Below are 25,855 nucleotides of genomic sequence, written 5' to 3'. Positions count from 1 at the left end.
GTTTTATCCTATCTAATCCAAGGCCTTGACTTCCAACATCATATCACGGATCTGAGCTGCCAACTCGAAATCAAGCACTTCGACAGCGGCCTGCATCTGACCTTGCAGTTTTTTGACCAGTTCTTTGCGCTCTTGGCGGTTGAGACTGGTGATATCCACTTCCTTGTCCTCTTCCTTAGCCACAACCTTGGTAACAGAGATGAGATCACGGATTTCTTTCTTGATGGTTTGTGGGACAATGCCATGCTCTTCGTTATAGGCCATCTGAATCTGACGACGACGAGCTGTTTCATCAATCGCACGTTGCATAGACTGGGTCATGGTATCCGCATACATGATGACATGGCCTTCGCTATTACGGGCTGCACGACCGATGGTCTGGATCAGTCCGCGTTCATTACGGAGAAAACCTTCCTTGTCCGCATCAAGAATAGCCACCAGACTAACTTCTGGTACGTCTATCCCTTCCCGAAGAAGGTTGATACCGACAAGTACATCAAAGACACCCAAACGCAAATCACGGATAATCTCCGTCCGCTCCAAGGTCTTAATGTCCGAGTGCATGTATTTCACCTTGACGCCCATTTCCTTGAAGTAGTCCGTCAAATCTTCTGCCATCTTCTTGGTCAGGGTGGTGACAAAGGTCCGCTCTCCACGTTCTACTCGCGCATTGATCTCACCCAAGAGATCGTCCATTTGTCCCATAGTCGGACGCACTTCCACCTCTGGATCCAGAAGACCAGTCGGACGAATGATTTGCTCGATGACGGTATCAGTTTGTTCCATCTCATAATCGCCTGGTGTCGCAGACACATAGACGATCTGATGGACATGACTTTCAAACTCCTCACGACGAAGAGGCCGGTTATCCAGAGCAGACGGCAAACGGAAACCATAGTTGACCAACATCTCCTTACGCGAGCGGTCTCCATTGTACATTCCCTTGATTTGTCCCATGGTCATGTGGCTTTCGTCAATCATAATGAGAAAATCTTCTGGGAAGAAGTCAAGAAGGGTGTAAGGTGGCTCTCCTTCACTCCGTCCGTCCATGTGACGGGAGTAGTTTTCTACCCCATTGGTGTAGCCCATTTCCCTAAGCATTTCAATATCATACTCGGTCCGTTGTTTCAGGCGCTGGGCTTCTAAGAGCTTGCCTTCTTTTTCAAAGACTTTCAACTGTTCTTCTAGTTCCGCCTGAATCTTGGCTATGGCTACTTCCATATGGTCATCATTGGTCACGAAGTGAGTGGCTGGGAAGATCGCTAAGTGGTCCACTTCACCAAGGACTTGACCCGTCAAAGCTTCGACCTCACGGATGCGATCAATTTCGTCCCCGAAAAACTCAACGCGAAAGGCATGTTCATCACGCGAAGCTGGGAAAATCTCGACCACATCCCCACGGACACGGAATTTCCCCCGTTGAAAGTCGATGTCATTGCGCTCAAACTGGATATCCACCAAGTCGTTCAGCAGTTTATCGCGAGAAATCTCGAGACCTGGGCGTAGGCTCACCACGCTATCCGAGTATTCTTTGGGAGAACCCAACCCATAGATACATGAAACAGACGCAACTACAATGACGTCATTGCGCTCTAAGAGGGCTGAGGTTGCTGAGTGACGAAGCTTGTCAATCTCATCATTGACCGAGCTATCTTTTTCGATATAGGTATCACTCGAAGGCACATAGGCTTCAGGCTGGTAGTAATCGTAGTAAGAGACGAAATACTCGACCGCATTTTCAGGGAAAAATTCCTTGAACTCTCCATAGAGCTGGCCTGCTAGGGTTTTATTGTGGGCGATGACCAAGGTCGGTTTATTCACTTGGGCAATGACTTGACTCATGGTATAGGTCTTGCCCGTACCAGTCGCCCCCATCAAGATTTGGGCCTTCTCGCCTCCCTCGATGTTATCTACCAACTGCTCGATGGCCTGCGGTTGGTCCCCAGACGGTTGGTATTTTGATACTAGTTTAAATTTGTTGTCTGTTACTCGATTAATCATCTCTTTGTCCTCTCATATATAGACCTTATTTTACCATAAATCACCAGAATTCTCTGTGATGAGGAATGAAGAGAGAAGACAACATGTTACAAAATGATACGTTAAATCGGGATATGTCCGAATTACAACATCATTAATTGGACACGCATTAGCATAAAAACTAAACAAGACTCTCGCAATTACTTCGAAAGTCTTGTCTTTTATTCTAAAACCATGCAATACGTAATAAACATCAATGTCATTGATTTACAAAATTAGCAAGGTTTGCTCATCAGTATCATTTTTATTTATTACTTAACTTCTTGATTCCTTACCAATAAGTAGATTGTTGCTCCAAGTGAACATACCAGTCCAATAACGTAAATACAGAGTTGCAGATTGGAAGCTCTCCCTAATATTGTATCTGCAACAATATTATAAAATAGGTAACTAGTCAATGGTTCCACTACTCTTTCTATGAATGGTTGTACTAAAATAGGAAATAGAAATAAAATAGCTAAACTCCCCATTGGACTTTTGAAAAAATAACTTAAAAAGTGAGAAATCAAAAAGTATTGGATGGAGCCAATCAAATAGAAGCTGAAAATTTCTAAACTGACACCATTTTCGCTACTAAAAAAATGAAACCATATAAGCAGTACAATGAAATACAAGGTTGATTGTAGTACTACATCACATAACTCTACGAACAGGATCCTAATTGAACTGAAGATCCTTTTTCCACTTACCAAATAAACTAGTTTTGTTTCATGTGATTGTAACTCAACAAATGCATTAACACACCCAATACTAACAGAGAGCATTGAGGCAAAAACAAGAGCTTGCTTTATAGATAATTGTACAACAGTATCATTGATTGAAACTGGTAACACACCGAAGAGACACACAAAACCTATCAAAAGTGACTGTATAGCTATCTGGTACTTTACAGGTCTTAAACTATATTTTTTGACGATCAGACTAAAAAATATTCTTGCCATTCTTCCTCCTCATTCGAATCATTTCTACAACCATTATGAACACCAAGAACAAGATCCCTTCTACTACTAAAAGTGTAAAGCCGTACAATTGGCTCATTTGACTCCCTTCGATTCGGCCAAATGCAAATGACTTTGCTCCAATCAAAGGCAATAGATTTTCTATTTTAGAGGAAATTCCTCTTAGAATACCTGATAAACTGATTACCAATAATATAACATCTGCAATTAATGCAGTCATTGATTTTTTCGTTACGATTACGAAAAGTAAAGCTAATAAAGTAAGAACGATTGCAAATATCATAACTCTTACCGTAACATCTAAGAACAAAGTCAATTCTAAATAATTCTTTAAAGTTGAATCTAGAAAAATGAGTAAGATAACAGCATTTACTATAGAAATTATTAAAGTAGAAAGTAACGATAAGACAATCGAACTTGCCATAAACCCAGTAAGACGAACTTTCCAGTTTGGGATCAATAACTGAGTAAAATTATCATCACCAAATTGGTAATGGGTTGAATAAACAAGTGAAACCAAGATTGGCAAGAAAATAACACTTGCTTGGTAGGGGGAGGATAAGAGAGCATCCCTGACTGTATAGACTAGATTCGATGATAACATAGACGGTTCAAGGTTAACTGCTTGGCCATTTCCTTCTACTAAGGCATTTATCACCTGAATATTTTGAATTGTAAAAAATATGCTGACTCCCAAAATAAGAAAAAAAGTGAATTTAAAAGTAGCTAAACTACAATATTTATAGAGGTCACTAAAAAAGGAACGTTTCAACATATTATTCACCTTCTTTCCCTTCGAGCGCCTTAAAATATGCTTCCTCAAAAGATCCAAACTCTTTCAAAATATCTTTTGTAGGAGCATCAATAACAATTTTCCCATTAGAAATACCAACTAGATGATCTACAGTTAATTCTAACTCACTCATATAATGACTGGTCATTAAGACAGTTTTACCTTCATTGACAAAAGATTGTAAAAAATTACGTACCCAGCGAATTCCTTCTGGATCTAGTCCATTGATTGGTTCATCTAAAATTAAGATGTCAGGATTTGCTAATAAGGCTGTTGCTAACCCAAGACGTTGCTTCATTCCTAATGAATAGTCTTTTACTTTTTTATTTTTAGCTTCACTTAACCCCACCAACTCTAAACATTCCTTGCACCTATTTCTATCAACCCCACAAGCCAAGCCAATCCACCGAAGATGCTGGAATCCTGTTCTGGTTGGGTAAGGTTGACAACTATCGAGAAATGATCCAACAATACAAAAAGGATTATCTCCCAATTGAGAGTATTTTTTGCCATCGATCAACGCCATTCCCATTTGACTATTTTCTAAACCAAGTAAAATTCTAATTAAAGTTGATTTTCCGGATCCATTCGGTCCAATCAATCCAGTAATCTCACCTTTCTTAGCTTTGAAAGACACGTTTTGAAGGACAATTTTATTATTATATTCCTTATGTAGCTTTTGAATTGTTATCATTCATTCTTTTTCCTTTCAGACTTTTAGTGAAATTCCACCTTCACTTGGAGTAAGTATAACAGGAGAAAATCAGGAAAATCTCAGAATAATAATTTTTTTCATTTCTAACAAATTGCATTCCATATTTGCTATAATATGCTCATATAATTGGAGGAACTATGACGTATAAAATTTTAGCCATTGACGATGATGAAAAAATCTTACGATTAATAGGGAATGCATTAAAAGCGAACAACTTTCACGTGGAAACTCGTAAATATATAGAGGAGATCAATATCTGTGACTTTACTGGATTCGATCTAATTTTACTTGACGTTATGATGCCTATTTCTGGTTTAGAAATCTGTCTCTCCATTCGTTCACAAATTGCTACCCCAATCCTATTTCTAACCGCTAAAGATTTTGAAGAAGATTTACTAAAAGGGATTCAAGCTGGGGCAGATGATTACATCACAAAACCATTCAGCATTAAAGAATTAATTGCAAGAATTCAAATGCATCTTCGTAGAGAAGAAAGATCACATCATGCCTCTAAAGAAGAGATGGATTCAAATATAACTTTTAATCGAGATCGTCAAGAAGTTTATTATCAATCAAAGAGAATATCACTAACTAAGCGAGAGTTTGATTTACTTTATCTTTTAGCAAAAAATGAGAACCGAATATTTAGCATAGAAGAACTTTACAATTACCTCTATCCTGTAGACTCTGATGCACAACTACGATCCATTACTGAATATATCTATCAAATCAGACAAAAATTTAAGATTCATCAAATTGATCCCATTAAAACAGTATGGGGAGGAGGATACAAATGGAAAAAGAATTGACAATCAAGCAACTCATTAAGCGTACCTACCTTAAAATCATTTGGCAATTTCTTCTATGTCTGATACTTTTTTACATAGTTCCAGCTCTTCTATCTTCTGTATCTGGAATTAATGAGAAAAATGCCAATCACTTTGCTTTATTTTTTAGCGTCAGTTCTTGGATTTATCTTTGCATCATTTTAATTTTTATCATTGTAATAAATATTAGACGGTTATTAACCAAGATTCAAAAAGAAATGAACATGGTTTATCATAGTGGTCTATATTTCACCAAAAATGAACATCACCATTTGCAGATTAAAGAATTTATTGAAACAAATGAACTAATCGAAAAAATGCAATCTGATATAAAAAATAGGATTGAACTTGAAAAAGAACAAAAAAAGAACTCATGTTTCAAGTATCTAGCGCTGCACATGATCTTCGAACTCCTCTAACTGTCATCAGAGGAAATGCTGAATTCTTACAATCTACCAAACAAACACCTCAAGTAATGGAATGTCTAAAAGATCTTGAGCAAGCAAGTATTCAGTTAAACGATTATTTTAACCACTTCATCCAATACTCCAAAACCTTTTACGACCATGATATTCAACTTGAAAACATATCAATTAAACAAGTAACTCATCAATTGAAAGAACACATCACTCCTTTACTCCCTAAAAATACACAATTTGTTTTTACAAACACAGTAACTCCATCAACAAAAATTGCAATTCATTCCAATCTATTTTTCCGAGCAATCACAAATATCATTAATAATGCAATACAACATCAAAAAGAAAATGATGCACAAATCCAGCTAACAATTTCACAAGAAAATAGTCAATTAGTTCTAACTATTTGGAATAACCAATCTAGTTTTTCAAAAAATATACTACAACATGCCGGAAATCTTTTCTATAAAGAGGACCAAGCAAGAACACCCTCTCAAGAAAGTCATTATGGACTTGGTTTATCTTTCGTGAAACGCGTCATGAAACTTCATAATGGAACTATGCATTTAGAGAATATTAATCTTGGTGCACAAGTCAAACTAATCATTCCCATTATTATATAGAAAAAGCCGAACTCATCAATATGTGTTCGACTCAGAATACAGACAAACGTCGTTTTTGGTGTTTGTCTTTTTCATATATGACTTTCAGCCATTACACAGAGGTTAGTCATCAAACTTTTCTTTCCTCTCCCCTAAGCGATAAACAATCACTAGGGATACAAGAAGAACCAAAGTAGTGATAATCGATCCTTCTGCACCAAATGCTCCTCCGGTTAGCCAGTCAGGTCCTGATCCCATGGTAAAGCTAAAGATAGACGCATCTGCGCCCGTCCCACTGACTTGAAAACCAAGGAGATTTCCTTGTACATAGTTCCAAGTCCCGTGTTGGGCGACTACTAGCCAGATACTGTCGGTGTAGATAAGGAGCAGACCAGCTAGCACTCCATCAAGGACAATATTCAGTACGGATAAGAAGGTCACTCCTGAATTTCCCAGATGAAGAATGCCAAAGAGACTACTAGAAATCACGATCGCTAAGGGTAGATTGGCTCTTGCTGCAATCCGAGTTAGGAGCCAACCCCGTGTGGCTACTTCTTCTGTACCACCTTGAAGGAGCCAAAATGGGAATAAACCTAGAATAAAAAGAATGGGTTCTAAACTTAATTCATTCAGCTCAAAAGTCCCGATTCCCCCTACCTGGTAGACAAGGGCAATCACACCCATTTGAAGCAGTGAAATCAAGATTCCCCAACCTAGATACTTGAGCCAGTTCTTTTTTATAAAACCTAAAGTCGATAAGGGATTCTTCTCAATGAACTTCACCCAAAAAATAAAGAGTAAAAGAATAAATACGAAACTGAAGAGCTCATAATAGAGAATGTAATGGTAGAAGAACTCTTGAACACCTACTCCTCCATTCCCTGGTGAAAAGAGCTCTACTAGAAACCCTAATCCAATTGAAAAAGGTCCAAGCAATTCATTTCCAAGCCAAAGCCCACCTTCAACAAATAGGAAGGTTAAAAAGACATAGAACAGTGTAGAAATGAGCACTGGCCATGTGGTGTTAGTTTTTATATCCTGAATAATCTTCCCTTTCTTCATCATCAGCCTCCATTTATCTAATAGCTCCATTGTAACAAAGAAAACCTGAGACTGCAAGACAAAGTCATGTTAGATAACCTGACATTGATTGGTTGGATTTCTTGATTTTAGGTTTCATTTATGATATGATAATACTTGTAAAAAATAAATGATGAAATTCATACTTGTTTTCAGTATGAATTCTTTATTTTTTTAACCCTTTTGGGTATTCCTTCCATAGCTCATTATGAGTCTATTGGATTAGATATAAAGGAGAACGAAATGAAGAAAAAACTAGTAGCTTGTTTGCTTTTCTTATTTCCACTATTCGCCTTTGCGAGCCAAGCACAGGCTGAAACTGTTAAGGTCGTTTTCGATACGGCATATGCACCCTTCGAATTTAAAGACTCAGACCAAGTTTATAAAGGAATTGACGTTGAAATTTTGGACAAGGTCGCTGAAATCAACGGTTGGACATTAGACAAGTCTTTCCCAGGCTTTGATGCGGCTGTCAACATGGTCCAATCCGGCCAAGCCGATGCCATTATGGCAGGGATGACCAAGACCAAAGAGCGCGAACAAGTCTTTGCTATGTCTGATACCTACTATGATACAAAAGTCGTGATTGCGACCAAGAAAGCTAATAAGATCACTTCCTATGACCAGCTCAAAGGCAAAACAGTCGGTGTCAAAAATGGAACTGCTGCTCAACGCTTCCTTCAAAAGAACAAGGACAAGTACGGCTATAACATTAAGACCTTCGACACCAGCGATCTGATGAATAACAGTCTATCAACTGGTGCAGTGGATGCCATTATGGACGACCAACCTGTTATTGAATACGCCATTAAGCAAGGACAAGACCTTTCTATTAATATGGAAGGAGAAGCTGTTGGAAGCTTTGCTTTTGGGGTCAAAAAAGATGGGTCCCATGAAAACCTTATTAAACAATTTAATACTGCCCTTGCTCAAATGAAAAAAGATGGTACGCTAGACCAAATTATCGAAAAATGGACTGGCAGCAGCCAATCATCATCTTCAACAACGACTACCGCCAGCACTTCTGCTGTTCCAGAAACGAGCACTGAAGCCGGCCAAAAGGCGACTCCTAAGAAGAAAAAATACAAAATTTCTAGTGATTCCTCTTTTGCTCCCTTCGTCTTCCAAAATGATCAAAGTAAATATACTGGGATTGATATGGAATTGATTAAGGCGATCGCTAAAGATCAAGGCTTTACTCTAGAAATTAGCAATCCCGGATTTGATGCCGCGGTCAGTGATGTTCAGAACGGAAATGCGGACGGAATGATTGCCGGCATGACTATTACTGATGCGCGTAAGGCAACCTTTGACTTTTCTGATCCATACTATACAACAAATTCGATTCTTGCTGTTCAAGAAAGTAGTAAAATTTCTTCCTACGAAGACCTAAAAGGAAAAACAGTCGGTGTCAAAAATGGTACTGCTTCTCAAACTTTCCTCGAGGAAAACAAGAGTAAGTATGGCTATAAAATCAAAACCTTTTCAGATGGGGCTTCTATGTATGATAGCTTGAACTCTGGTTCTGTAGCTGCCATCATGGATGACGAACCTGTTATCAAATACGCCATTAAACAAGGACGTAAATTCAAAACACCTATCGAAGGTACTCCAAGTGGTCAAATTGCCTTTGCTGTCCAAAAAGATTCGAACCCTGAATTGATTGAAATGTTCAACAACGGTTTGGCCAACTTAAAAGAAAGTGGCGAATACCAAAAGATCTTGGACAAGTACCTTTCAAGTGATAGTGATGAAACCACAGACTCTACTTCAGTAGATGAAACGACTATCTGGGGCTTGCTCCAAAACAACTACAAACAATTGTTAAGTGGACTTGGTGTCACTATTGCACTAGCACTTCTTTCATTTGCGATTGCTATGGTGATTGGGATCATCTTCGGGATGTTCAGTGTCAGTCCTTATAAATGGCTTCGTTGGACTGCTGAGATTTTCGTCGATGTCATCCGTGGTATCCCACTGATGATTCTTGCTGCCTTTATCTTCTGGGGAATTCCTAATTTGATCGAGTCCATGACGGGTCACCAATCACCAATCAATGACTTCCTTGCAGGTACGATTGCTCTCTCACTCAATGCTGCTGCTTATATTGCTGAGATTGTTCGTGGTGGGATTCAAGCCGTACCAGCTGGACAGATGGAAGCTAGTCGAAGTCTCGGGATCTCATACAGCAAGACCATGCGCAAGATTATCTTGCCTCAAGCAACCAAACTCATGCTTCCAAACTTCGTCAACCAATTTGTTATTGCACTGAAAGATACGACGATTGTGTCAGCTATCGGTTTGGTCGAGCTCTTCCAGACTGGTAAGATTATCATTGCTCGAAACTACCAAAGTTTCAAGATGTATGCGATCCTTGCCGTCTTTTACCTCGTCATCATTACCTTATTGACACGCTTTGCAAAACGATTAGAAAAGAGGGCTAACTAATGGCTAAATTAAAAATTGATGTCCATGACCTCCATAAATATTACGGTGAAAATGAGGTCCTAAAAGGCATCTCAACAAAATTCTACGAAGGAGATGTGGTTTGTATTATCGGTCCATCTGGTTCTGGTAAATCCACCTTCCTTCGCAGTCTCAATCTTCTCGAAGAAGTAACCAAGGGACAGATTACTGTGAACGGTTATGACTTGACTGATCCAAAAACCAACATTGATATCGTTCGTGAAAATGTCGGGATGGTTTTCCAGCACTTTAACCTCTTCCCTCATATGAGTGTTATTGAAAACATCATGTTTGCTCCCGTAGAGCACAAACGCATGAGTCGGGAAGAAGCTAGAGAACTAGCAATGGAACTCTTGGAAAAGGTTGGACTTGCAGACAAAGCTGACGTCAGTCCTGATAGTCTATCAGGTGGTCAGAAACAGCGGGTGGCCATTGCGCGTGGTTTGGCAATGAAGCCAGATGTCATGCTCTTTGACGAACCTACTTCAGCCCTTGACCCTGAGATGGTCGGAGATGTACTAAACGTTATGAAGGACTTGGCTAAGCAAGGGATGACCATGATTATCGTTACTCACGAGATGGGATTTGCCCGCCAAGTAGCCAACCGAGTAATTTTCACAGCAGACGGTGAATTCCTCGAAGACGGCAAACCAGACCAAATCTTCGACAACCCACAACACCCACGATTGAAAGAATTCTTGGATAAAGTCTTAAACGTGTAATAGAAATATAAGAGGCTGGGACAAAAGTCCTAGCCTCTCAATTGTCTTTGGATTGTCGAGCAAGACGCAGTGGTTGAGTGGGCTCTACTACGCTGATTTCATCAGCTTTTACAGCCCTACTCAACTGTGCGGAGGTGGGACGACGAAATCGAATTCTAACGAATTACCGATTTCTGTCCCACTCCCTTTTTTCTTCTTCCAAATATAAAAAATATTAAGAAATTTCATTTAAATAACTTGCTAAATGAAGCAAAAAACTATAACATAGTAGAGTGTCTTTTGACTAAATATGTGATTAAAGGATGATTATGAAAAAATTATTAGAAAAGGTTAGTATCCTTTCCTTATCTCTTGTATTAACAACGTCTTTTTCGATTTCGAGTGCACTTCCCTATATGTTTGAATACTATAAGGATCTCCCAAAAAGTCAAATCGAACTATTAGTATCTCTTCCATCCGCTGGAATTATGGTCACCCTCTTTCTCAACACTTTTATCGAACGCTTCTTAGATGAGAGAAAGATGATTATCACCGGTCTATTAATCCTCTCAATCTTTGGAATGGTCCCTTTCTTTAACCAAGCCTATCCTATCCTCTTCATCTCTCGTTTCATCTTTGGGATGGGAGTCGGATTGATCAATGCTAAGGCTATTTCAATTATCAGCGAACGCTACCAGGGACGAGAACGAATCCAAACTCTTGGTTTTCGTGGTTCTGCCGAAGTCGTAGGGACAGCCCTCGTCACTTTATTGGTCGGCTTCCTCCTCCAATTTGGCTGGACTTCTAGCTTCCTAGCCTACGGGGCTGGATTAATCGTTCTCTTTCTCTTCATGACCTTTGTCCCTTACCACCAGCAAGAGGAAAGTCAACATATCCACGCCAATCATAAAGAACCACTCCAAAAAGAAGAATGGAAGTTGACTATTATTTTAGCCATTGTAGCCGCTATGATCGTTCTATGCAACGTCGGAGTGACTCTTCGCATTCCTAGTATTGTCGCCTACACTTTCAAGGATCAGCATAATTCAGCCAGCTTCATTCTAAGTGCTATGCAATTGATTGGCATTCTAGCTGGTCTCACCTTCTCTGGTCTTGTTCATTTGTTCAAGAGCAAATTGATCACTTATGCCGGGATTGCTTACGGAATCTCCATGATGGCTGTAGCACTTTCACCAAGTATCCCTCTTCTGGCTCTTTCCGCCCTCTTCTCAGGCTATACATACAGTACTGCTCTTACCATGGTTTTCCAAATCTTGTCAGCCAAGATTCCTGCTAGACGATTAAACCAGGTGACCTCGGTAGCCGTCTTGGGCTGTAGCTTCGGAGCGGCCATTACACCTTTCGCCCTCAATACCATCGGTCTTATCTCCGACAGCAACGCTTTTATCTTTAATGTATTAGGTATTGCTATGGCTCTCCTAGCCTTCTCACTTCTCTATCTTTTAAAAGATCAACAGGATTAAACACAAAAGACTGGATTACCATCCAGTCTTGTTTGAATGTAGACAAACTATTATTTTACATAAAACAGCTAGATACTTTCAAAATATGACTTATTTTGCCATTTAAGAAGATTAAAAACTTTCCGCTGTGAGAAAAGTGCCTGAAACACAATAGTTTCAGGCACTCGGGAGTTTTGAGACCTTAGGCTCAAAACTAAGTCATGGAACTTCTTCGAAGTTCGCTGACGTCCGCACTCACCTAAGGAAAGTTTTTCGGAAGACTTTATCTTCAATCTGACAAGACTGGATTACCATCCAGTCTTGTTTTGTCTTACTGATTCGAAAGTTGGGCAGTTTGCATTTTGTAATAAATACCTTTTTGTGCCATCAACTCCGAATGATCGCCATGTTCAACGATATTTCCATCTACCATGACAAGAATCAAGTCTGCATTCTCAATCGTAGACAGGCGATGGGCGATCACAAAGCTGGTCCGACCCACCATCAGCTTATTAAAAGCATCCTGGATGAGCAACTCCGTCCGCGTATCAATGGAAGATGTTGCCTCATCTAGTATTAGAATCTTAGGCACTGCAAGAAAGACCCGTGCAATGGTCAGAAGCTGTCTTTGTCCTTGAGAGAGGGAATCCCCCGCATCTGCTAGATAGGTATCATAGCCATCTGGAAGCTGTTGAATAAAGAAATCAGCATTGGCAGCCCTAGCTGCTTGAATCACGTCTTCCCGACTAGCATTCGGGCATCCAAATGCGATATTTTCATGAACCGTTCCCACTTTGAGCCAAGTCTCTTGAAGGTCCATCCCAAACTGCTTACGGTAACTAGCTAAAGTATAGCTAGTTACAGCTTCTTGGTCTAAGAGCAAGCGACCTTGATCGACCTCATAAAATCTCATGAGAAGGTTAATCAGTGTGGATTTCCCAGCCCCAGTCGGACCGACAATGGCTACCTTGCTAGCAGGCGGGATGGAAACGGAGAGGTCCTTTATGAGGGGCTGATCAGGGCGATACCCAAAGCTAATATGATCAAATTGGACAGCTCCTTCTACAGCCTCTTCTTGCAAGTCTTTCTTGCCACTTTCTTTCACTTCCTCTTGATCCAAGACACTATAGAGCCGTTCGGCACAGGCCAAGGCACTTTGCAACTCAGCAAGAACAGATGAGATGTCATTGAAGGGTTTGGTATACTGATTGACATAGTTGAGGAAGGTCACCAACTGGCCAACAGTAAAGCCAGTACCCGATAGGATTCGGAAGGCTCCAAATCCCGTCACCAACGCATAAATTAGGGCATTGACAAAGCGCGTCGCAGGATTAACGGTGGAGGAATAAAAAATCGCTTCTTGAGAGTAACCAGCATAGTCGCCATTGATCTCGATAAACTTCCTATGAAATGCATCCTGAGCATTGAAGGCTTGAAGCAAGCTTTCTTGACTAAGAGATTCTTCAATCATCTGCGTCTGAGCCCCACGCGCCTGGGTCTGCATCCTGAAGAGATGGTAAGAACGCTTGGCAATAAAGCGGGCGATAAAGAGTGATAAGGGTGTCAAGATCAAGACCATCCCCATCATCATCCAATCCAATCGGGCCATACTAGCTATGGTCACTAGAATCGTAAGAAGACCAACAAAGAACTGACTGAAGACCATGAATAAACCATTGTTCAGTTGTTCAACGTCCGTGGTCAAGCGACTGACCAAATCCCCAGTGCCTTGACGGTCCAGGTAAGATAAAGGAAGGACATGCACTTTCTGGATGACCTTTTCCCTTAAATCCTTACTGTAGCGATAGATCATCTGATTGTAAATTAAAGGATTCAACCATTGAATCAAGGTTGCAAAGAGGATCACTAGACCCATTTGCAGGATAAGTGGGAGTATGAGGTGAGCTGCATCAGGGAGGACCACTAAGTCTATTGCCCGCCCGATTAGGATAGGGATATAAACGGTCAACAAGACTTGTAAGATGGTTCCCAGACTGGCTAAGATTGGCCAAATGGGCTGTTTGGCTATATCAGCAAGCAAGCGCCGTAAATAAGTCTTCTGTTTCATTCTGCCCCCTCCTCTCTCTTCTGTTGGGAGTAATGAATCTCTTGGTATAAAGGATTCGTTGCCAGCAAGTCCTCATGACTTCCCAGGCCGACTTGACGACCTTTATCTAAGACGAGAATTTGCTCAGCACTTCGTAGACTATTGGTCCGCTGCGAAATGAGAATGAGGCTTGTCTCCGTCAATTCCTCTTTTAGAGCCTGTAAAAGTCGTGCTTCTGTCAAATAGTCCAAGGCAGATGTAGAATCATCCAATACCAAAAATGGTGCTTGGCGAAGGATAGCACGTGCTATGGTCAAACGTTGACATTGACCACCAGAAAAATTCCGTCCAAAAGCTTCTACGGGAGCCTCTAGTCCTCCCTCTTTCTCACGGACGAAATCAGCTGCTTGCGCAACTTCCAAGGCCCACCACAACTTCTCCTCACTCGGCTCTGCATCTAATCCCAAGGTTAAATTCGAACGAATGCTTCCTTTAAAGAGCTCAGCCTTTTGAGGTACCACTGCTACCCAGTCACGCCACTGACGAAGGGCCTTGGGACTCTGTCCATCTTTAAAGACACTTACACTACCCTGGCTTGGGCTATAAAGATGCCCTAGCAATTGAACCAGAGTGGACTTCCCTGATCCTGTCCCTCCAATAATTCCCAAGGTTTGTCCCTTCTTTAACGATAAATCAATACCTTCTAAGGATGGTTTTGCGGCTAAAGGATAGGTAAAGACAAGGTCTTGGATATGAAGAGCCAGCTGAGGGTCAGAAACAGATGCATCATCCAACTCTTGATCCAGCTCTTCACTTTTCTCATCAAAGACCTGGACTATCCGACCAGCAGCAATATAGCTTTGGTTGAGCGATGTTACCAACATGGCCAACTTCAATAATTCTGTTAAGATTTGAAGCAGGTAATTGACCAAAGCGACCAACATTCCTTGACTGAGGGTCCCCATTTGAATAGAGGATTGCCCTTGCCAAAGAATACAAATCAAGGTTCCATTCACGACGAGGAAAGTCAAGGGACTGATTAAACTAGACCATTTAGAGACCACTAATTGCCACTTAGTATAGTCTTGGTTAACCTCATTAAACTCTGCTTCTTCGTGAGCTGCCTGCCCAAAGGCGCGGATAACCCTCATCCCTTGTAACTGCTGACGCGTGATGGTAACCATTCGGTCCGTAATTTTCCTGATGCGCGCATAAAGAGGATTGACCAGACGAGACATAAGGACAATGATGAGGGACAAGAGAGCAACCATACCAATAAACCACAGGGTCAGTTGCGGACTAATGGTGAAGGCCATAAAAATCGAACCAAAAACAACAATTGGCGCACGGAGAAATAGACGTAAAAAGAGATTAATCCCCGTTTGAATCTGATAGGTATCACTGGTTAAGCGCGTCACGAGACTTGAAGTGGTTAAACGGTCTCTTTGCTCCTTAGACAAGCTGAGAATCTTCTCATACAGGTCATTAGTCAATTCCTTGGTATAGCCTACTGCTGCTTTTGATGAATAATATTGGGCCGTTATCGCTACAAGAACCCCAAAACCAGCAAAAACAAATAAGAGACCAACCAGTCCAAATATCCCCCCTTGATCCTGACGGGGGATGAGCTGATCGACCAGATGGGCAATTAAAAGTGGAACCAGTAATTCAAAAGTTGCTTCTAACAACTTGAAAAACGGTCCCAGTATGGTTTCTTTTTTATAATTCCTGAAGTATTTCAATAAGTCTTTCATACTAGTCATTTTTCTTTCTAATGGATGTACTTATTTTACCACAATTTAGAAAGATAAAAAAACTCTCCCTGCAAAGCAGAGAGAGTCGAATAATGACCTGATGAAGGTCAGAAATTTTATTCCGTCTTTGTCCCCTTGTTTAAGATCTTGCCCATTTTCCCTAATCCAATCAGTAAGAGAGGGAAAGAGATGAGTGTTATCAGGCCTAGCACAAGAAAAACAGCTACAAATCCACAACTATCAATGAACCAACCAGTCAGTGGGAAGATCACGATCATGGAAAGACTAAACATCATTGAGTTGATACTCAGCATGGTTGCTCGCACACTAGAAGGCAGATAAGATTGTAACTCATTGTAGTAGATGGGTTGATAAACGGCATAAAGGGCATTGGTCAAGAGATAGACACTCAGATAGGCGAATGGAGTCCTTACACCTACCAAAAACAAGGCCACCCCTGTCAATGCAACCAAAACCGGAAAGACTTGATTACTATTCCATTTTTTCCCGATTTGACTGGCCAGATAAACCGCTAGGAGATTGATTCCACTACCAATCAACATGATGAGCGAAACTTGCCAACTGGCTAAGTCACTAATTTTCTGTTGGTAGTAAAAATAAAACATACACATGATGGTTCCTACCAGCTGATAGGTGAGCATCCAGTAAAAAAGTACTGGTTTTTCCTGCCATTCTTGTTTCACTACTACCAATATCCTTTTTAAGGTCAAATGATTTCTTTCACCACTCTTGCTCTCTGGCTCCTTCATCAGAAAAATCAAGACTATGGAAAGCAAGGAAAGACCAATAGCAATTAGGTAGGTCCAAGCCAAGGCGCCATGAACAAAGAAGCCTGCCACAACGGTACCTAAAGTTCGGGTGACTTCGGCCACGCCAGACAAAAAGCTAGAAATCTGAAGATACCGGTCCTTTTGCCCTGCTTCTACCGCAGAATCGTATAAGAAAGCAGTGCTGGTTCCCGAGTCAAAATTATAAGACCAAGCACTGACCATCATAGCGATAGCATAAATCCAAAAATTCCCCTGACCAAACAAGATCAAGATAGAGGATCCAATGCTGGCCAAGCGAGCCAAATAGAGATTGGTCTTGTAACTAAATCGGTCGGCTAACATACCAGATGGGATCTCGCACAAGAGGCTCGTCCCATGAAAGATACTTTCTAATAGACCGATTTGAAGCAAGGAAAGACCATTTTGAATAAAGAATAAAATCCAAAAACTGGTAATTCCGAAGTAAGAAGTGAATTCCAGACCTGCTAGGAGTGGAATATTGCCTTTGTAAGTTCTTTTAAACATTTTTTTCTCTCTTTCAATAAGTAATATGATTGTTTCTAAAAGACTTACTGAGATTTGCCTACATTTTCTCCACCTCTTTCATTTAAAGTGAGAGTGGGACAGAAATCGCTAATTCGTTAGAATTCAATTTCGTCGTCCCACCTCCGCACAGTTGAGTAGGGCTGTAAAAGCTGATGAAATCAGCGTGGTAGAGCCCACTCAACCACTGCGTCTTGCTTGATAATCCAAAGACAATTGAGAGGCTAGGACTTTTGTCCCAGCCTCATAGTTATTAAGGTTTGATACGGTGCAACATACGTGGGAATGGAATGGCTTCACGGATGTGTTTTGTACCTGCTGCGAAGGTAACCATACGCTCGATACCGATACCAAATCCGCCGTGTGGAACTGTACCGTATTTACGAAGGTCAAGGTAAAATTCATATTCTGTACGATCCATACCAAGAGATTCCATCTTCGCTACAAGGGCATCGTAATCTTCCTCACGCATTGAACCACCGATGATTTCTCCGTAACCTTCTGGTGCGAGCAAGTCTGCACAAAGAACGCGGTCTGGATTTCCAGGAACTGGCTTCATGTAGAAGGCCTTGATAGCTGCTGGGTAGTTCATGACAAAGGTTGGTACACCAAAGTGGTTTGAAATCCATGTTTCATGTGGTGAACCGAAGTCATCACCATGTTCAAGATGTTCGTAGTCCGCATCTTCATCATTTTCATGCTCTTGCAAGAGATCAATCGCTTCATCATAAGTGATCCGTTTGAATGGTTCTGCAATATAGCGTTTCAAGAGCTCAGTATCACGCTCCAATGTTTCCAAAGCTTGAGGAGCACGGTCCAACACACCTTGAAGCAAAGCTTTAACATAAGCTTCTTGTAAGTCAAGTGACTCGTCGTGTGTCAAGTATGAGTACTCAGCGTCCATCATCCAGAACTCAGTCAAGTGACGACGAGTCTTAGATTTCTCAGCACGGAATACTGGACCAAAGTCAAAGACGCGACCAAGGGCCATAGCACCCGCTTCAAGATAAAGCTGACCAGATTGGCTCAAGTAAGCTGGAGTACCAAAGTAGTCTGTTTCAAAAAGTTCAGTCGAATCTTCTGCCGCATTTCCTGAAAGAATTGGGCTATCAAACTTCATGAAGCCGTTCTTATCGAAGAACTCATAAGTTGCATAGATGATAGCATTACGGATTTGCATCACAGCAACTTGCTTGCGTGAACGCAACCACAAGTGACGGTTGTCCATCAAGAAGTCTGTTCCATGCTCTTTTGGAGTGATTGGGTAGTCTTGAGATTCACCAATCACTTCGATGTCTGTAATATCGAGCTCATAACCAAATTTAGAACGCTCGTCTTCTTTAACAATCCCTGTCACGAAAACAGAAGTTTCTTGGCTTAGACGTTTGATAGTATCAAATTTTTCAAGACCTACTTCTTCGCCGAATTTTTCGATAAAGTTTGGTTTGAAAGCAACACCTTGGAAGAAGGCCGTTCCGTCACGCAATTGCAAGAATGCGATCTTCCCTTTTCCTGATTTATTCGCCACCCAAGCACCGATGGTCACTTCTTGACCGACATAGTCCTTTACTTCGATGATGGTAATCCGTTTTGTCATAATAGATCTTCCTTTTCTCATTGTACTTGTCCGAAGACATGGTCACCTTTCATTTTACCACAAATAATAGCCGATAGCTATCTCTCACAATCTAAAAATCCGTCTTTTTTAACGAAAGCTGACATTTTTTAAGAAAAGTCAATCAACTTTTTCAAATTCTTGAACCGATTTAAATATTTTATCCTATATTTTGATTTTTCATAGGAAAATCCAGTTTTTTTAGTCTTTTTAGCAACTGTTTTTGACAAGTCAAAAGCTTACAAGTTATACTAACTGTATGTATAAGGAGAAAATATGAAAAAGAAAATTCAACTCACTACGGGATTGTGTGCAGCTGTTTTAGCCCTCAGTCTCGCAACAATAACATTAGCAGATGAGCAGACAACACCTGTCACTGCTCCTATCACTGAACGACAAGATAGGCTTGCTCCTATTTCAGCAACTTCAGATAGTTCAGTTGCTACAGTTACAAACGAAGCAATAGCTCCACTTCCTAGTGAAGAAACAATAACCCCAACAGTTGAGGAATCAACCCCAGCTCCTGCTGAAACTCCAGAAGATCCACGAATCTCTGAAATTCGTGTCATCCATCGTCGTCGCACTCTGAAACCAGACTTTTCTCCAATTGCATCTTCTACAGATGTCGTCTACAAGACAGTTGAAGCCCGCGCTTTTACCGAATATGACGTATCTGGTAATGGCCCAGCAACCGTTACAGATGAATATGGAAAAACATGGTATCGAGTGAGATACTCTGAGCTTGATATTAAAGATGGATTCCATTACAAGAGCGCTCCTGAAAAAGGAACTGCTACCGCGCCCGTTATTGAAGTCATTCATCTCTATGACGATATCGATTTGAATCCTGAAGTTGTAAAACGTGCTCGTTTTGTAGACGATAAGGGACAAGAAATTGCTCCTTCTCAAGAAAACAGTGTCGAGCGGAGCCTTGATTTGGCTTATGAAGCTGGTCTCCCAACAGCACCCGCTCAGATCCAAGCTAATGGAAAAACTTATACCTTCCAATCTGCTGACAAAGGAGAATTGACCTCTCATAAACTCCATGTTTCTAACCTAGTTACTGTAACCTATTTCTATAAAGAAGTGACAAGCACTCTTGATGAGAAACCGGTGACTCCTTCTACTCCAGAAAAACCTGTTCAGAAACTTCGTCTTCCAAAAGGAAATAATGGAGCCAAAACACGCGTACCTGTTAGCAAGAAGGCTCCAGCAAAACCATCTAGTCCAGAAGTGAAAAAATTCCGCCTCCCAAAAGGAAACAATGGGGCTAAGACCCGTGTTCCTGTGAAAAAAGGGAACACTATTCTTTCTGTCGATTTCTTATAATTCTAAAGAAAAGAGAGTGGGACAGAAATCGGTAATTCGTTAGAATTCGATTTCATCGTCCCACCTCCGCACAGTTGAGTAGGGCTGTAAAAAGCTGATGAAATCAGCGTAGTAGAGCCCACTCAACCACTGCGTCTTGCTCGATAATCCAAAGACAATTGAGAGGCTAGGACTTTTGTCCCAGCCTCTTAATTTTTAATTTTCCATAAATTGATGCAAGCGACGAACTGCTTCCTTCAGGGTCTCCAAGTCAGTTGCATAGCTAAGACGGATATTCTCTGGAGCTCCAAATCCAGCACCTGTGATGAGGGCAACTCCCACTTCTTCCAAGATGGCAGTTGCAAACTCTGTCACATCCGTATAACCTTTCATCTCCATGGCTTTTTTGACATTTGGGAAGAGATAGAAAGCTCCCTGTGGCTTAATCACATCAAAACCTGGAACTTCGCACAAAAGAGGATAAATGGTGTTCAAGCGCTCCTCAAAGGCTTGACGCATCACCTCTACTGAGTCTTGTGGCCCTGTCAAGGCTTCAATCGTAGCATACTGCGATACAGCTGTCAGGTTGGAAGTTGTTTGACCAGTCAGTTTACTCATAGCTCCGATGATTTCTGGATCACCAACCGCATAACCAACCCGCCAACCTGTCATGGCGTAGGCTTTTGAAACCCCGTTAATGACAACCGTTTGTTTGCGGATGGCTTCCGATAAGCTTGAAATCGGAACGAACTCATTTCCGTTATAGACCAGGCGACCATAGATATCATCCGCTAGGATAATAATTTCATGTTCGATAGCCCAATTCCCAATGGCTAGGAGTTCGTCCTTGCTATAAATCATTCCCGTCGGATTAGAAGGAGAGTTTAAGACCAAGACCTTGGTCTTTTCTGTGCGAGCTTCTTCCAATTGCTCAACGGATACCTTAAAATCATTGGCTTGGTGTCCCTTAACATAGACAGGAACCCCTTCTGCCATCAGGACCTGATCTCCATAGCTGACCCAGTATGGTGTTGGAATGATGACCTCATCACCTGGATTGAGCACAGCCATAAAGAAGGTATAGAGCGAAAACTTCGCACCAGTCGCAAAGGTGACTTGATTTGGTGAAACGGAATATCCATAATAGCGTTCGAAATAGGTATTGACGGCAGCCTTTAATGCTGGCATGCCAGAAGCAACCGTATAAAAGGAAGCCCGCCCATCGCGAATAGCTTGAACTGCAGCATCCTGAATATTCTCAGGAGTGTGAAAATCAGGCTGGCCCAAGGTTAGAAAGAGGATATCTTTTCCTTCTGCCTTAAGTTTTTTTGCTTTGGCATCACTTGCTAGGGTGACACTTTCTTCCATCTTTAATACACGATCAGAAATTTTCATACCTTACCTACTTTCTATTTGGGACCAGCTACAGACGAACCAACTTAGACTAAGATTCTACCAAAACTGGCTACAACACCTATATTATACACCATCTATCTGACTTGGAGCAAGATTTTACTAAGGATTACCCAGAAACTTTACTCCTTCTTACTATTGGACAAGTAAATAATTTGAGATTAAAGTTAACAGACCTATTTATTGTGTTGATAATTCTATTACCTTGTCACCCGCCTGTAATGTATTTGATATTAAGGCTTAATAGCGTCTAATACTATTTATTGATAAAATAATAGTATGAAGAATTTAGAAAAACTATTTGAAGAGGCCCAAACAGAATTAAAAACCATGATTATCTTTCACAAGGCGGAACGGACTTTTCGTGCAGCAGAGTCCCATGTCTTTAAGGACCATCAGTTGACCCCTACTCAGTTTTCCGTTTTGGAAACCTTGTATAGTAAGGGGGATCTGCGGATTCAGAACCTGATTGACAGTATTTTAGCGACCTCTGGAAATATGACTGTCGTCATTCGAAACATGGTGCGTGATGGATGGATCAAGCGTGAAACCGATCCAGACGACCGTCGTGCCTGCATTGTTTCTTTGACAGAAAAGGGACGTAAAAAAATTATCGAAGTACTTCCTGATCATATACAAAATGTTCAAAAAGTTATGAGTGTCTTTAGTGAAGAAGAACAAAAACAACTGCAAACTCTTCTGAAAAAATTAAAGGGCTCCCACTAAATTCTAATCATTCAATCAGTCGTGTTCATGGCTAACTATGAACGCGTTTTTTTTATACTCAAGAACAAAATGTACTAGTAGTTGCTGACTAGTACCTTCTATTTTACTCATATTTCACAAAGACTAATTGTTTTTCAGTCGATAACGCAGACTGGTATGCAAAGCCACTAAAGGTTAGCTGCTTCATCTCTTCGACCTTTGTAATCTGCTTCTCTAATAAAGCTGTCACAAAAGCCCCACGCGCTTTCTTTGAAATGGTTGAGTGAACCTTCAACTGCCCATTCTTCTCTTCAAGGAATTTAAAAGTTACCATCCGATTTTGAATCTCCTTAGAAAAGACTGTTTCAAACTCACTGGAAAGTAAAGAAATAATCAGGTCTTCACCTTGAAGGGCTTTATCATAGAATGCCTTCCAAAAAGTCTTTAAGGATTTCCCTTGGACCTTAAGCTTCATTAGAAAGTCCAAACGATGGGGAGCAATCGAAGCAAGGGCTGGAATCACCCCGTAAAGAGCTGAGGTAATTAAAAGGTGCTCTTGCACGTAAGCTTCTTCTTCCTTTGTCCAGTCTGTTCGGCGAATATTCCGATACATAAGGCCGTCAAAGAGCCTCAAAGCAGGGTATGTCTTAGCTGTACCAGACTTGAGTGCTTTGATCCGCTGATCCTCCTCACTTGCTCGCTCTATAGAAATCTTATAAAGTGAGGCTAACTCTTCTAGAGATAATGAAGCTAAGGCATCGATGACCTCTTGTGTCTCATTTGATACAGGATTCCCCGTTTTTTCTAGGGTATCCAGATTCATTTCTTTTGCAGTTGGAATTAATAGTTTCATAGAATTATTTTACCATATTTCACTTTCGCTTGACATAAAATCATCAACATGTTATCATCTAGTTACGAAAACCAGATATCAAAGAGGTGACAACTATTTTATTCAACTACAGTTATCCCAAGTGGGAAGAAATTCCTGATATTGACCTTTATTTGGACCAAGTCCTCCTCTATGTCAATAAGGTTTGTGCGCCTTTTATCTCAAAAACAGACAAGGGCTTGACAGCCTCCATGGTCAATAATTACGTTAAACACAGTTATCTGCCAAAACCAGATAAGAAGAAATACAAGCGACAGCAGGTTGCCCGTCTCATTGCTATTACGACCTTAAAAACGGTCTTTTCCATCCAAGAGATTGCAGCAACTTTGAACCTCCTGCAGAGTCAAGCTGATTCTGCAGACCTCTATAATAGTTTTGTAGACTTCCTACATGAGGAAAAAGAACCTTTGGCACCTATTATCGAATCTGCCTGTCGTACCGTGCTACTCTACCAAGAAACCCTATCCTATATCCATGTTCATTCTGAGGAGGAAAAATAAAAGTGAATTATGCTAGTAAATTAAGTAAACGATTATCCTTTGGAGAGGAAGTCGCAAATAGTGTCACCCATGCAGTCGGTGCCGTTTTGATGCTCTTTCTCTTACCAACTTCTGCTATTTATAGTTATGAAACACATGGGACTCTATCAGCTGTCGGGACTTCTATTTTTGTCATCAGTCTCTTTCTCATGTTTCTCTCATCGACCATCTACCATGCTATGGCCTATGACTCACCTCAGAAGTATGTCCTTCGAATCATCGATCACTCCATGATTTATATTGCCATAGCAGGTAGCTACACACCCGTCGTCCTTTCTCTCATGAACAACTGGTTCGGCTATGCCATTATCCTGATTCAATGGGGGACGACTATTTTTGGGATACTCTACAAGATTTTTGCTAAGAAGGTAAATGAAAAATTCAGTCTGGCCCTCTATTTGATTATGGGTTGGTTGGTGATTTTTATCATCCCGCAGATCATTAGCCAAACAAGTCCAACCTTCTGGGGCTTGATGCTGATGGGTGGCCTATGTTACACAGTTGGAGCTGGATTCTACGCCAAAAAGAAGCCTTACTTTCATATGATTTGGCATCTCTTCATCCTAGCTGCTTCTGCTCTCCAATATATCGCGATTGTGTATGTCATGTAAGAGACTGGGACTTCCAAAACGGGAGTCTAAGAATATTGACCTACATTTTTATTTAATACAATTCAAGAGAAGCTGAAAAATTTTAAATAATACACTAGTAGGTTCGTTTAAACAAATACTGAAACTTTATCATCAATCAAGGACTCTCAAAATGGGAGTCTTTTTTATTATTCTTTACTTGCAATTTTAACCCCAATTGACTACAATAAAGAAAAATTGTACGGGGACAGTTATGACAACCAAATACCAAAAGATTTTTACAACATTGAAAAACCAGATTGACCAAGGAATCCTAAAAACCGGAGACCGCCTGCCTTCTGTTCGCCAACTGGCCAGTCAGTATGCTTGTAGCAAGGACACTGTCCAGCGTGCCTTGCTTGAGCTCAGCTATAAAAACTACATCTATGCCAAGCCCCAAAGTGGCTACTATGTCTTGGAGGAAGAGACAGTGAAGCATACCGACCTTCCTCTACGTCTCAAGGAAGATCGCTTTCAGGCCTTTGAAGACTTCCGGACTTGTATCAATGAAACTTTAATAGGCCGTGATAATTACCTCTTCAACTACTATGAAAAGCAGGAAGGTCTAGTCGACCTCCGTCACTCTATTGCTTCTCTCCTTCGAGAAGATGCGATATACACCCAAGAGCAACAAATCATTATTACCTCAGGGACCCAGCAAGCTCTCTACCTCCTAAGCCAGGTAGCCTTTCCGAACCAAAAAGAAGAAATCTTAGTAGAACAGCCAACCTACTATCGTATCAATAAGCTCATCAAAGACCAGGACTTGCCTTACCAAAGTATTAGTCGTTCGCCCAAAGGAATTGACTTTGATCAATTGGAAACGATCTTTAAAACCGGCAAGATCAAATTTTTCTATACCATTCCGCGCCACCATTACCCGCTGGGACATAGTTATAGCAAGCAAGAGAAGGAACAGATATTAGCCTTAGCAAAGCTTTATGATGTCTATATTGTCGAAGACGATTACTTGGGGGATTATGATCCGCATTTTTCACCTAGCTTTCATTACCTGGATGCATCCGACCGGGTCATCTACATCAAGTCTTTTTCTACCAGCCTCTTCTCTGCCCTTCGGATCACTTCTATGGTCCTGCCCCAAGCCCTCCTAGCCCCTGTCTTAAAATTGAAGGGAACACTTGACTACGAGAGTAACTTGGTCATGCAGAAGGCCTTGAGTCTCTATATTGACAATGGCATGTTTGCCAAAAATAAAGGTCTCCTTCACCAACAGCAAGCCATCCAAACAGAGCAGGCTACTTCTCTTCTCTATCAACATTCTCTCCCCATTCCCGCTTGGCCTGTCATTGGGGGAGTCTTGCTAGATTTGAGACAAGTTTCTTCGATTGCACGACTAAAACACAGTGGACTTCCCCTTCGCTTCTTTGAACCAGCCTATATCCAAACTTGTCCCTATGCCTTTGCCCGCATTGAACAGGACAAACTGGAAGAAGTATTGGGAAAGATTCAAGCTTATCTGTGATGCATCCTCACCAGATTATCTTATGATTTATTTTTATATATAAAACTATGTTACAAAATAATTACATTTAT

General features: G+C 41.0%; 22 protein-coding genes. 11 read left to right on the top strand and 11 right to left on the bottom strand.

Annotation, left to right across the window (positions count from 1 at the left end; genetic code table 11):
• Positions 1-12: 12 nt before the first annotated feature.
• From uvrB to HMPREF9421_RS06725, 4 genes are all read right to left on the bottom strand, one after another.
• Entirely contained in the window at positions 13-2,001 is a 1,989-nt protein-coding gene (uvrB, locus tag HMPREF9421_RS06740) for an excinuclease ABC subunit UvrB (protein WP_006596268.1), read from the bottom strand.
• A 290-nt stretch (positions 2,002-2,291) separates the two neighbouring features.
• Positions 2,292-2,981, bottom strand: a complete 690-nt coding sequence (locus HMPREF9421_RS06735; RefSeq protein ID WP_006596267.1) for a hypothetical protein — start codon at positions 2,979-2,981, stop codon at positions 2,292-2,294.
• A complete protein-coding gene (locus HMPREF9421_RS06730; protein ID WP_006597338.1) occupies positions 2,962-3,774 on the bottom strand; it encodes a hypothetical protein in 813 nt (270 codons plus the stop codon). Before HMPREF9421_RS06730 ends, HMPREF9421_RS06735 begins: the two co-directional genes overlap by 20 nt.
• Position 3,775: 1 nt before the next feature.
• On the bottom strand, positions 3,776-4,486 hold the full coding sequence (locus HMPREF9421_RS06725) for an ABC transporter ATP-binding protein (RefSeq protein WP_006596265.1): 711 nt from the start codon (positions 4,484-4,486) through the stop codon (positions 3,776-3,778).
• A gap of 158 nt (positions 4,487-4,644) precedes the next feature.
• On the opposite strand from HMPREF9421_RS06725, the gene HMPREF9421_RS06720 reads away from it, so the two are divergent.
• From HMPREF9421_RS06720 to HMPREF9421_RS11065, 3 genes are read left to right on the top strand one after another with little or no spacing between them, the layout of a single operon-like run.
• Positions 4,645-5,316 carry a response regulator transcription factor gene (locus tag HMPREF9421_RS06720; protein ID WP_006596264.1) on the top strand — a complete coding sequence of 224 codons (672 nt, stop codon included), beginning with the start codon at positions 4,645-4,647 and terminating at the stop codon, positions 5,314-5,316.
• Entirely contained in the window at positions 5,301-5,753 is a 453-nt protein-coding gene (locus HMPREF9421_RS11070) for a hypothetical protein (RefSeq protein ID WP_006596263.1), read from the top strand. Before HMPREF9421_RS06720 ends, HMPREF9421_RS11070 begins: the two co-directional genes overlap by 16 nt.
• Positions 5,708-6,376, top strand: coding sequence for a sensor histidine kinase (locus tag HMPREF9421_RS11065; RefSeq protein ID WP_006596262.1), 669 nt, complete (start codon positions 5,708-5,710; stop codon positions 6,374-6,376). The genes HMPREF9421_RS11070 and HMPREF9421_RS11065 overlap by 46 nt, the downstream gene beginning before the upstream one ends.
• A 102-nt stretch (positions 6,377-6,478) precedes the next feature.
• Here the strand turns inward: HMPREF9421_RS11065 and HMPREF9421_RS06705 are convergent, their stop codons facing one another.
• Positions 6,479-7,417: a CPBP family intramembrane glutamic endopeptidase gene (locus tag HMPREF9421_RS06705; protein WP_006597347.1), complete on the bottom strand. Its 939-nt coding sequence runs from the start codon at positions 7,415-7,417 to the stop codon at positions 6,479-6,481.
• 261 nt (positions 7,418-7,678) lie between these two features.
• Here HMPREF9421_RS06705 and HMPREF9421_RS06700 point away from each other — a divergent pair, with 261 nt between their 5' ends.
• The 3 genes from HMPREF9421_RS06700 to HMPREF9421_RS06690 all read left to right on the top strand — a co-directional run bounded on the left by HMPREF9421_RS06700 (position 7,679) and on the right by HMPREF9421_RS06690 (position 12,086).
• Entirely contained in the window at positions 7,679-9,883 is a 2,205-nt protein-coding gene (locus HMPREF9421_RS06700) for an ABC transporter substrate-binding protein/permease (RefSeq protein WP_006597345.1), read from the top strand.
• Complete coding sequence (locus HMPREF9421_RS06695; RefSeq protein ID WP_006596259.1) at positions 9,883-10,623, top strand: amino acid ABC transporter ATP-binding protein; 741 nt, start codon at positions 9,883-9,885, stop codon at positions 10,621-10,623. Before HMPREF9421_RS06700 ends, HMPREF9421_RS06695 begins: the two co-directional genes overlap by 1 nt.
• 308 nt (positions 10,624-10,931) lie before the next feature.
• Positions 10,932-12,086: an MFS transporter gene (locus HMPREF9421_RS06690; RefSeq protein ID WP_040803031.1), complete on the top strand. Its 1,155-nt coding sequence runs from the start codon at positions 10,932-10,934 to the stop codon at positions 12,084-12,086.
• A 310-nt stretch (positions 12,087-12,396) separates the two neighbouring features.
• On the opposite strand, the gene HMPREF9421_RS06685 is transcribed toward HMPREF9421_RS06690, so the two are convergent.
• From HMPREF9421_RS06685 to asnS, 4 genes are all read right to left on the bottom strand, one after another.
• Positions 12,397-14,133, bottom strand: coding sequence for an ABC transporter ATP-binding protein (locus HMPREF9421_RS06685; RefSeq protein ID WP_006596257.1), 1,737 nt, complete (start codon positions 14,131-14,133; stop codon positions 12,397-12,399).
• A complete protein-coding gene (locus HMPREF9421_RS06680; RefSeq protein ID WP_006597311.1) occupies positions 14,130-15,866 on the bottom strand; it encodes an ABC transporter ATP-binding protein in 1,737 nt (578 codons plus the stop codon). The genes HMPREF9421_RS06685 and HMPREF9421_RS06680 overlap by 4 nt, the downstream gene beginning before the upstream one ends.
• A gap of 116 nt (positions 15,867-15,982) precedes the next feature.
• Entirely contained in the window at positions 15,983-17,182 is a 1,200-nt protein-coding gene (locus tag HMPREF9421_RS06675; RefSeq protein ID WP_006596255.1) for an MFS transporter, read from the bottom strand.
• A 271-nt stretch (positions 17,183-17,453) separates the two neighbouring features.
• Entirely contained in the window at positions 17,454-18,797 is a 1,344-nt protein-coding gene (asnS, locus tag HMPREF9421_RS06670; protein ID WP_006597308.1) for an asparagine--tRNA ligase, read from the bottom strand.
• Positions 18,798-19,091: 294 nt separating this feature from the next.
• Here asnS and HMPREF9421_RS06665 point away from each other — a divergent pair, with 294 nt between their 5' ends.
• Positions 19,092-20,144, top strand: a complete 1,053-nt coding sequence (locus HMPREF9421_RS06665) for a hypothetical protein (RefSeq protein ID WP_006596252.1) — start codon at positions 19,092-19,094, stop codon at positions 20,142-20,144.
• Between the two features lie 195 nt (positions 20,145-20,339).
• Here HMPREF9421_RS06665 and HMPREF9421_RS06660 read toward each other — a convergent pair whose 3' ends face one another.
• Positions 20,340-21,518 carry a pyridoxal phosphate-dependent aminotransferase gene (locus HMPREF9421_RS06660; RefSeq protein ID WP_006596251.1) on the bottom strand — a complete coding sequence of 393 codons (1,179 nt, stop codon included), beginning with the start codon at positions 21,516-21,518 and terminating at the stop codon, positions 20,340-20,342.
• 297 nt (positions 21,519-21,815) lie between these two features.
• Between HMPREF9421_RS06660 and HMPREF9421_RS06655 the strand changes: the two genes are divergently transcribed.
• The gene (locus HMPREF9421_RS06655; RefSeq protein WP_006596250.1) at positions 21,816-22,262 is read left to right on the top strand and encodes a MarR family winged helix-turn-helix transcriptional regulator; all 447 of its coding nucleotides are present in this window, start codon (positions 21,816-21,818) and stop codon (positions 22,260-22,262) included.
• A gap of 103 nt (positions 22,263-22,365) precedes the next feature.
• On the opposite strand, the gene yaaA is transcribed toward HMPREF9421_RS06655, so the two are convergent.
• Positions 22,366-23,094, bottom strand: coding sequence for a peroxide stress protein YaaA (gene yaaA / locus HMPREF9421_RS06650; RefSeq protein ID WP_006596249.1), 729 nt, complete (start codon positions 23,092-23,094; stop codon positions 22,366-22,368).
• A gap of 95 nt (positions 23,095-23,189) precedes the next feature.
• Between yaaA and HMPREF9421_RS06645 the strand changes: the two genes are divergently transcribed.
• The 3 genes from HMPREF9421_RS06645 (at position 23,190) to HMPREF9421_RS06635 (ending at position 25,784) form a co-directional block, all read left to right on the top strand.
• Entirely contained in the window at positions 23,190-23,633 is a 444-nt protein-coding gene (locus HMPREF9421_RS06645) for a DUF1836 domain-containing protein (RefSeq protein ID WP_174263580.1), read from the top strand.
• Between the two features lie 2 nt (positions 23,634-23,635).
• Entirely contained in the window at positions 23,636-24,283 is a 648-nt protein-coding gene (gene trhA / locus HMPREF9421_RS06640) for a PAQR family membrane homeostasis protein TrhA (protein ID WP_006596247.1), read from the top strand.
• Between the two features lie 232 nt (positions 24,284-24,515).
• Positions 24,516-25,784: an aminotransferase-like domain-containing protein gene (locus HMPREF9421_RS06635; RefSeq protein ID WP_006596246.1), complete on the top strand. Its 1,269-nt coding sequence runs from the start codon at positions 24,516-24,518 to the stop codon at positions 25,782-25,784.
• Positions 25,785-25,855: the final 71 nt, after the last annotated feature.

Source organism: Streptococcus australis ATCC 700641 (assembly GCF_000186465.1).
Taxonomy (GTDB): domain Bacteria; phylum Bacillota; class Bacilli; order Lactobacillales; family Streptococcaceae; genus Streptococcus; species Streptococcus australis.
Note: the sequence above shows the minus strand (reverse complement) of the source record. Positions and strands in the feature narration are given on the sequence as shown.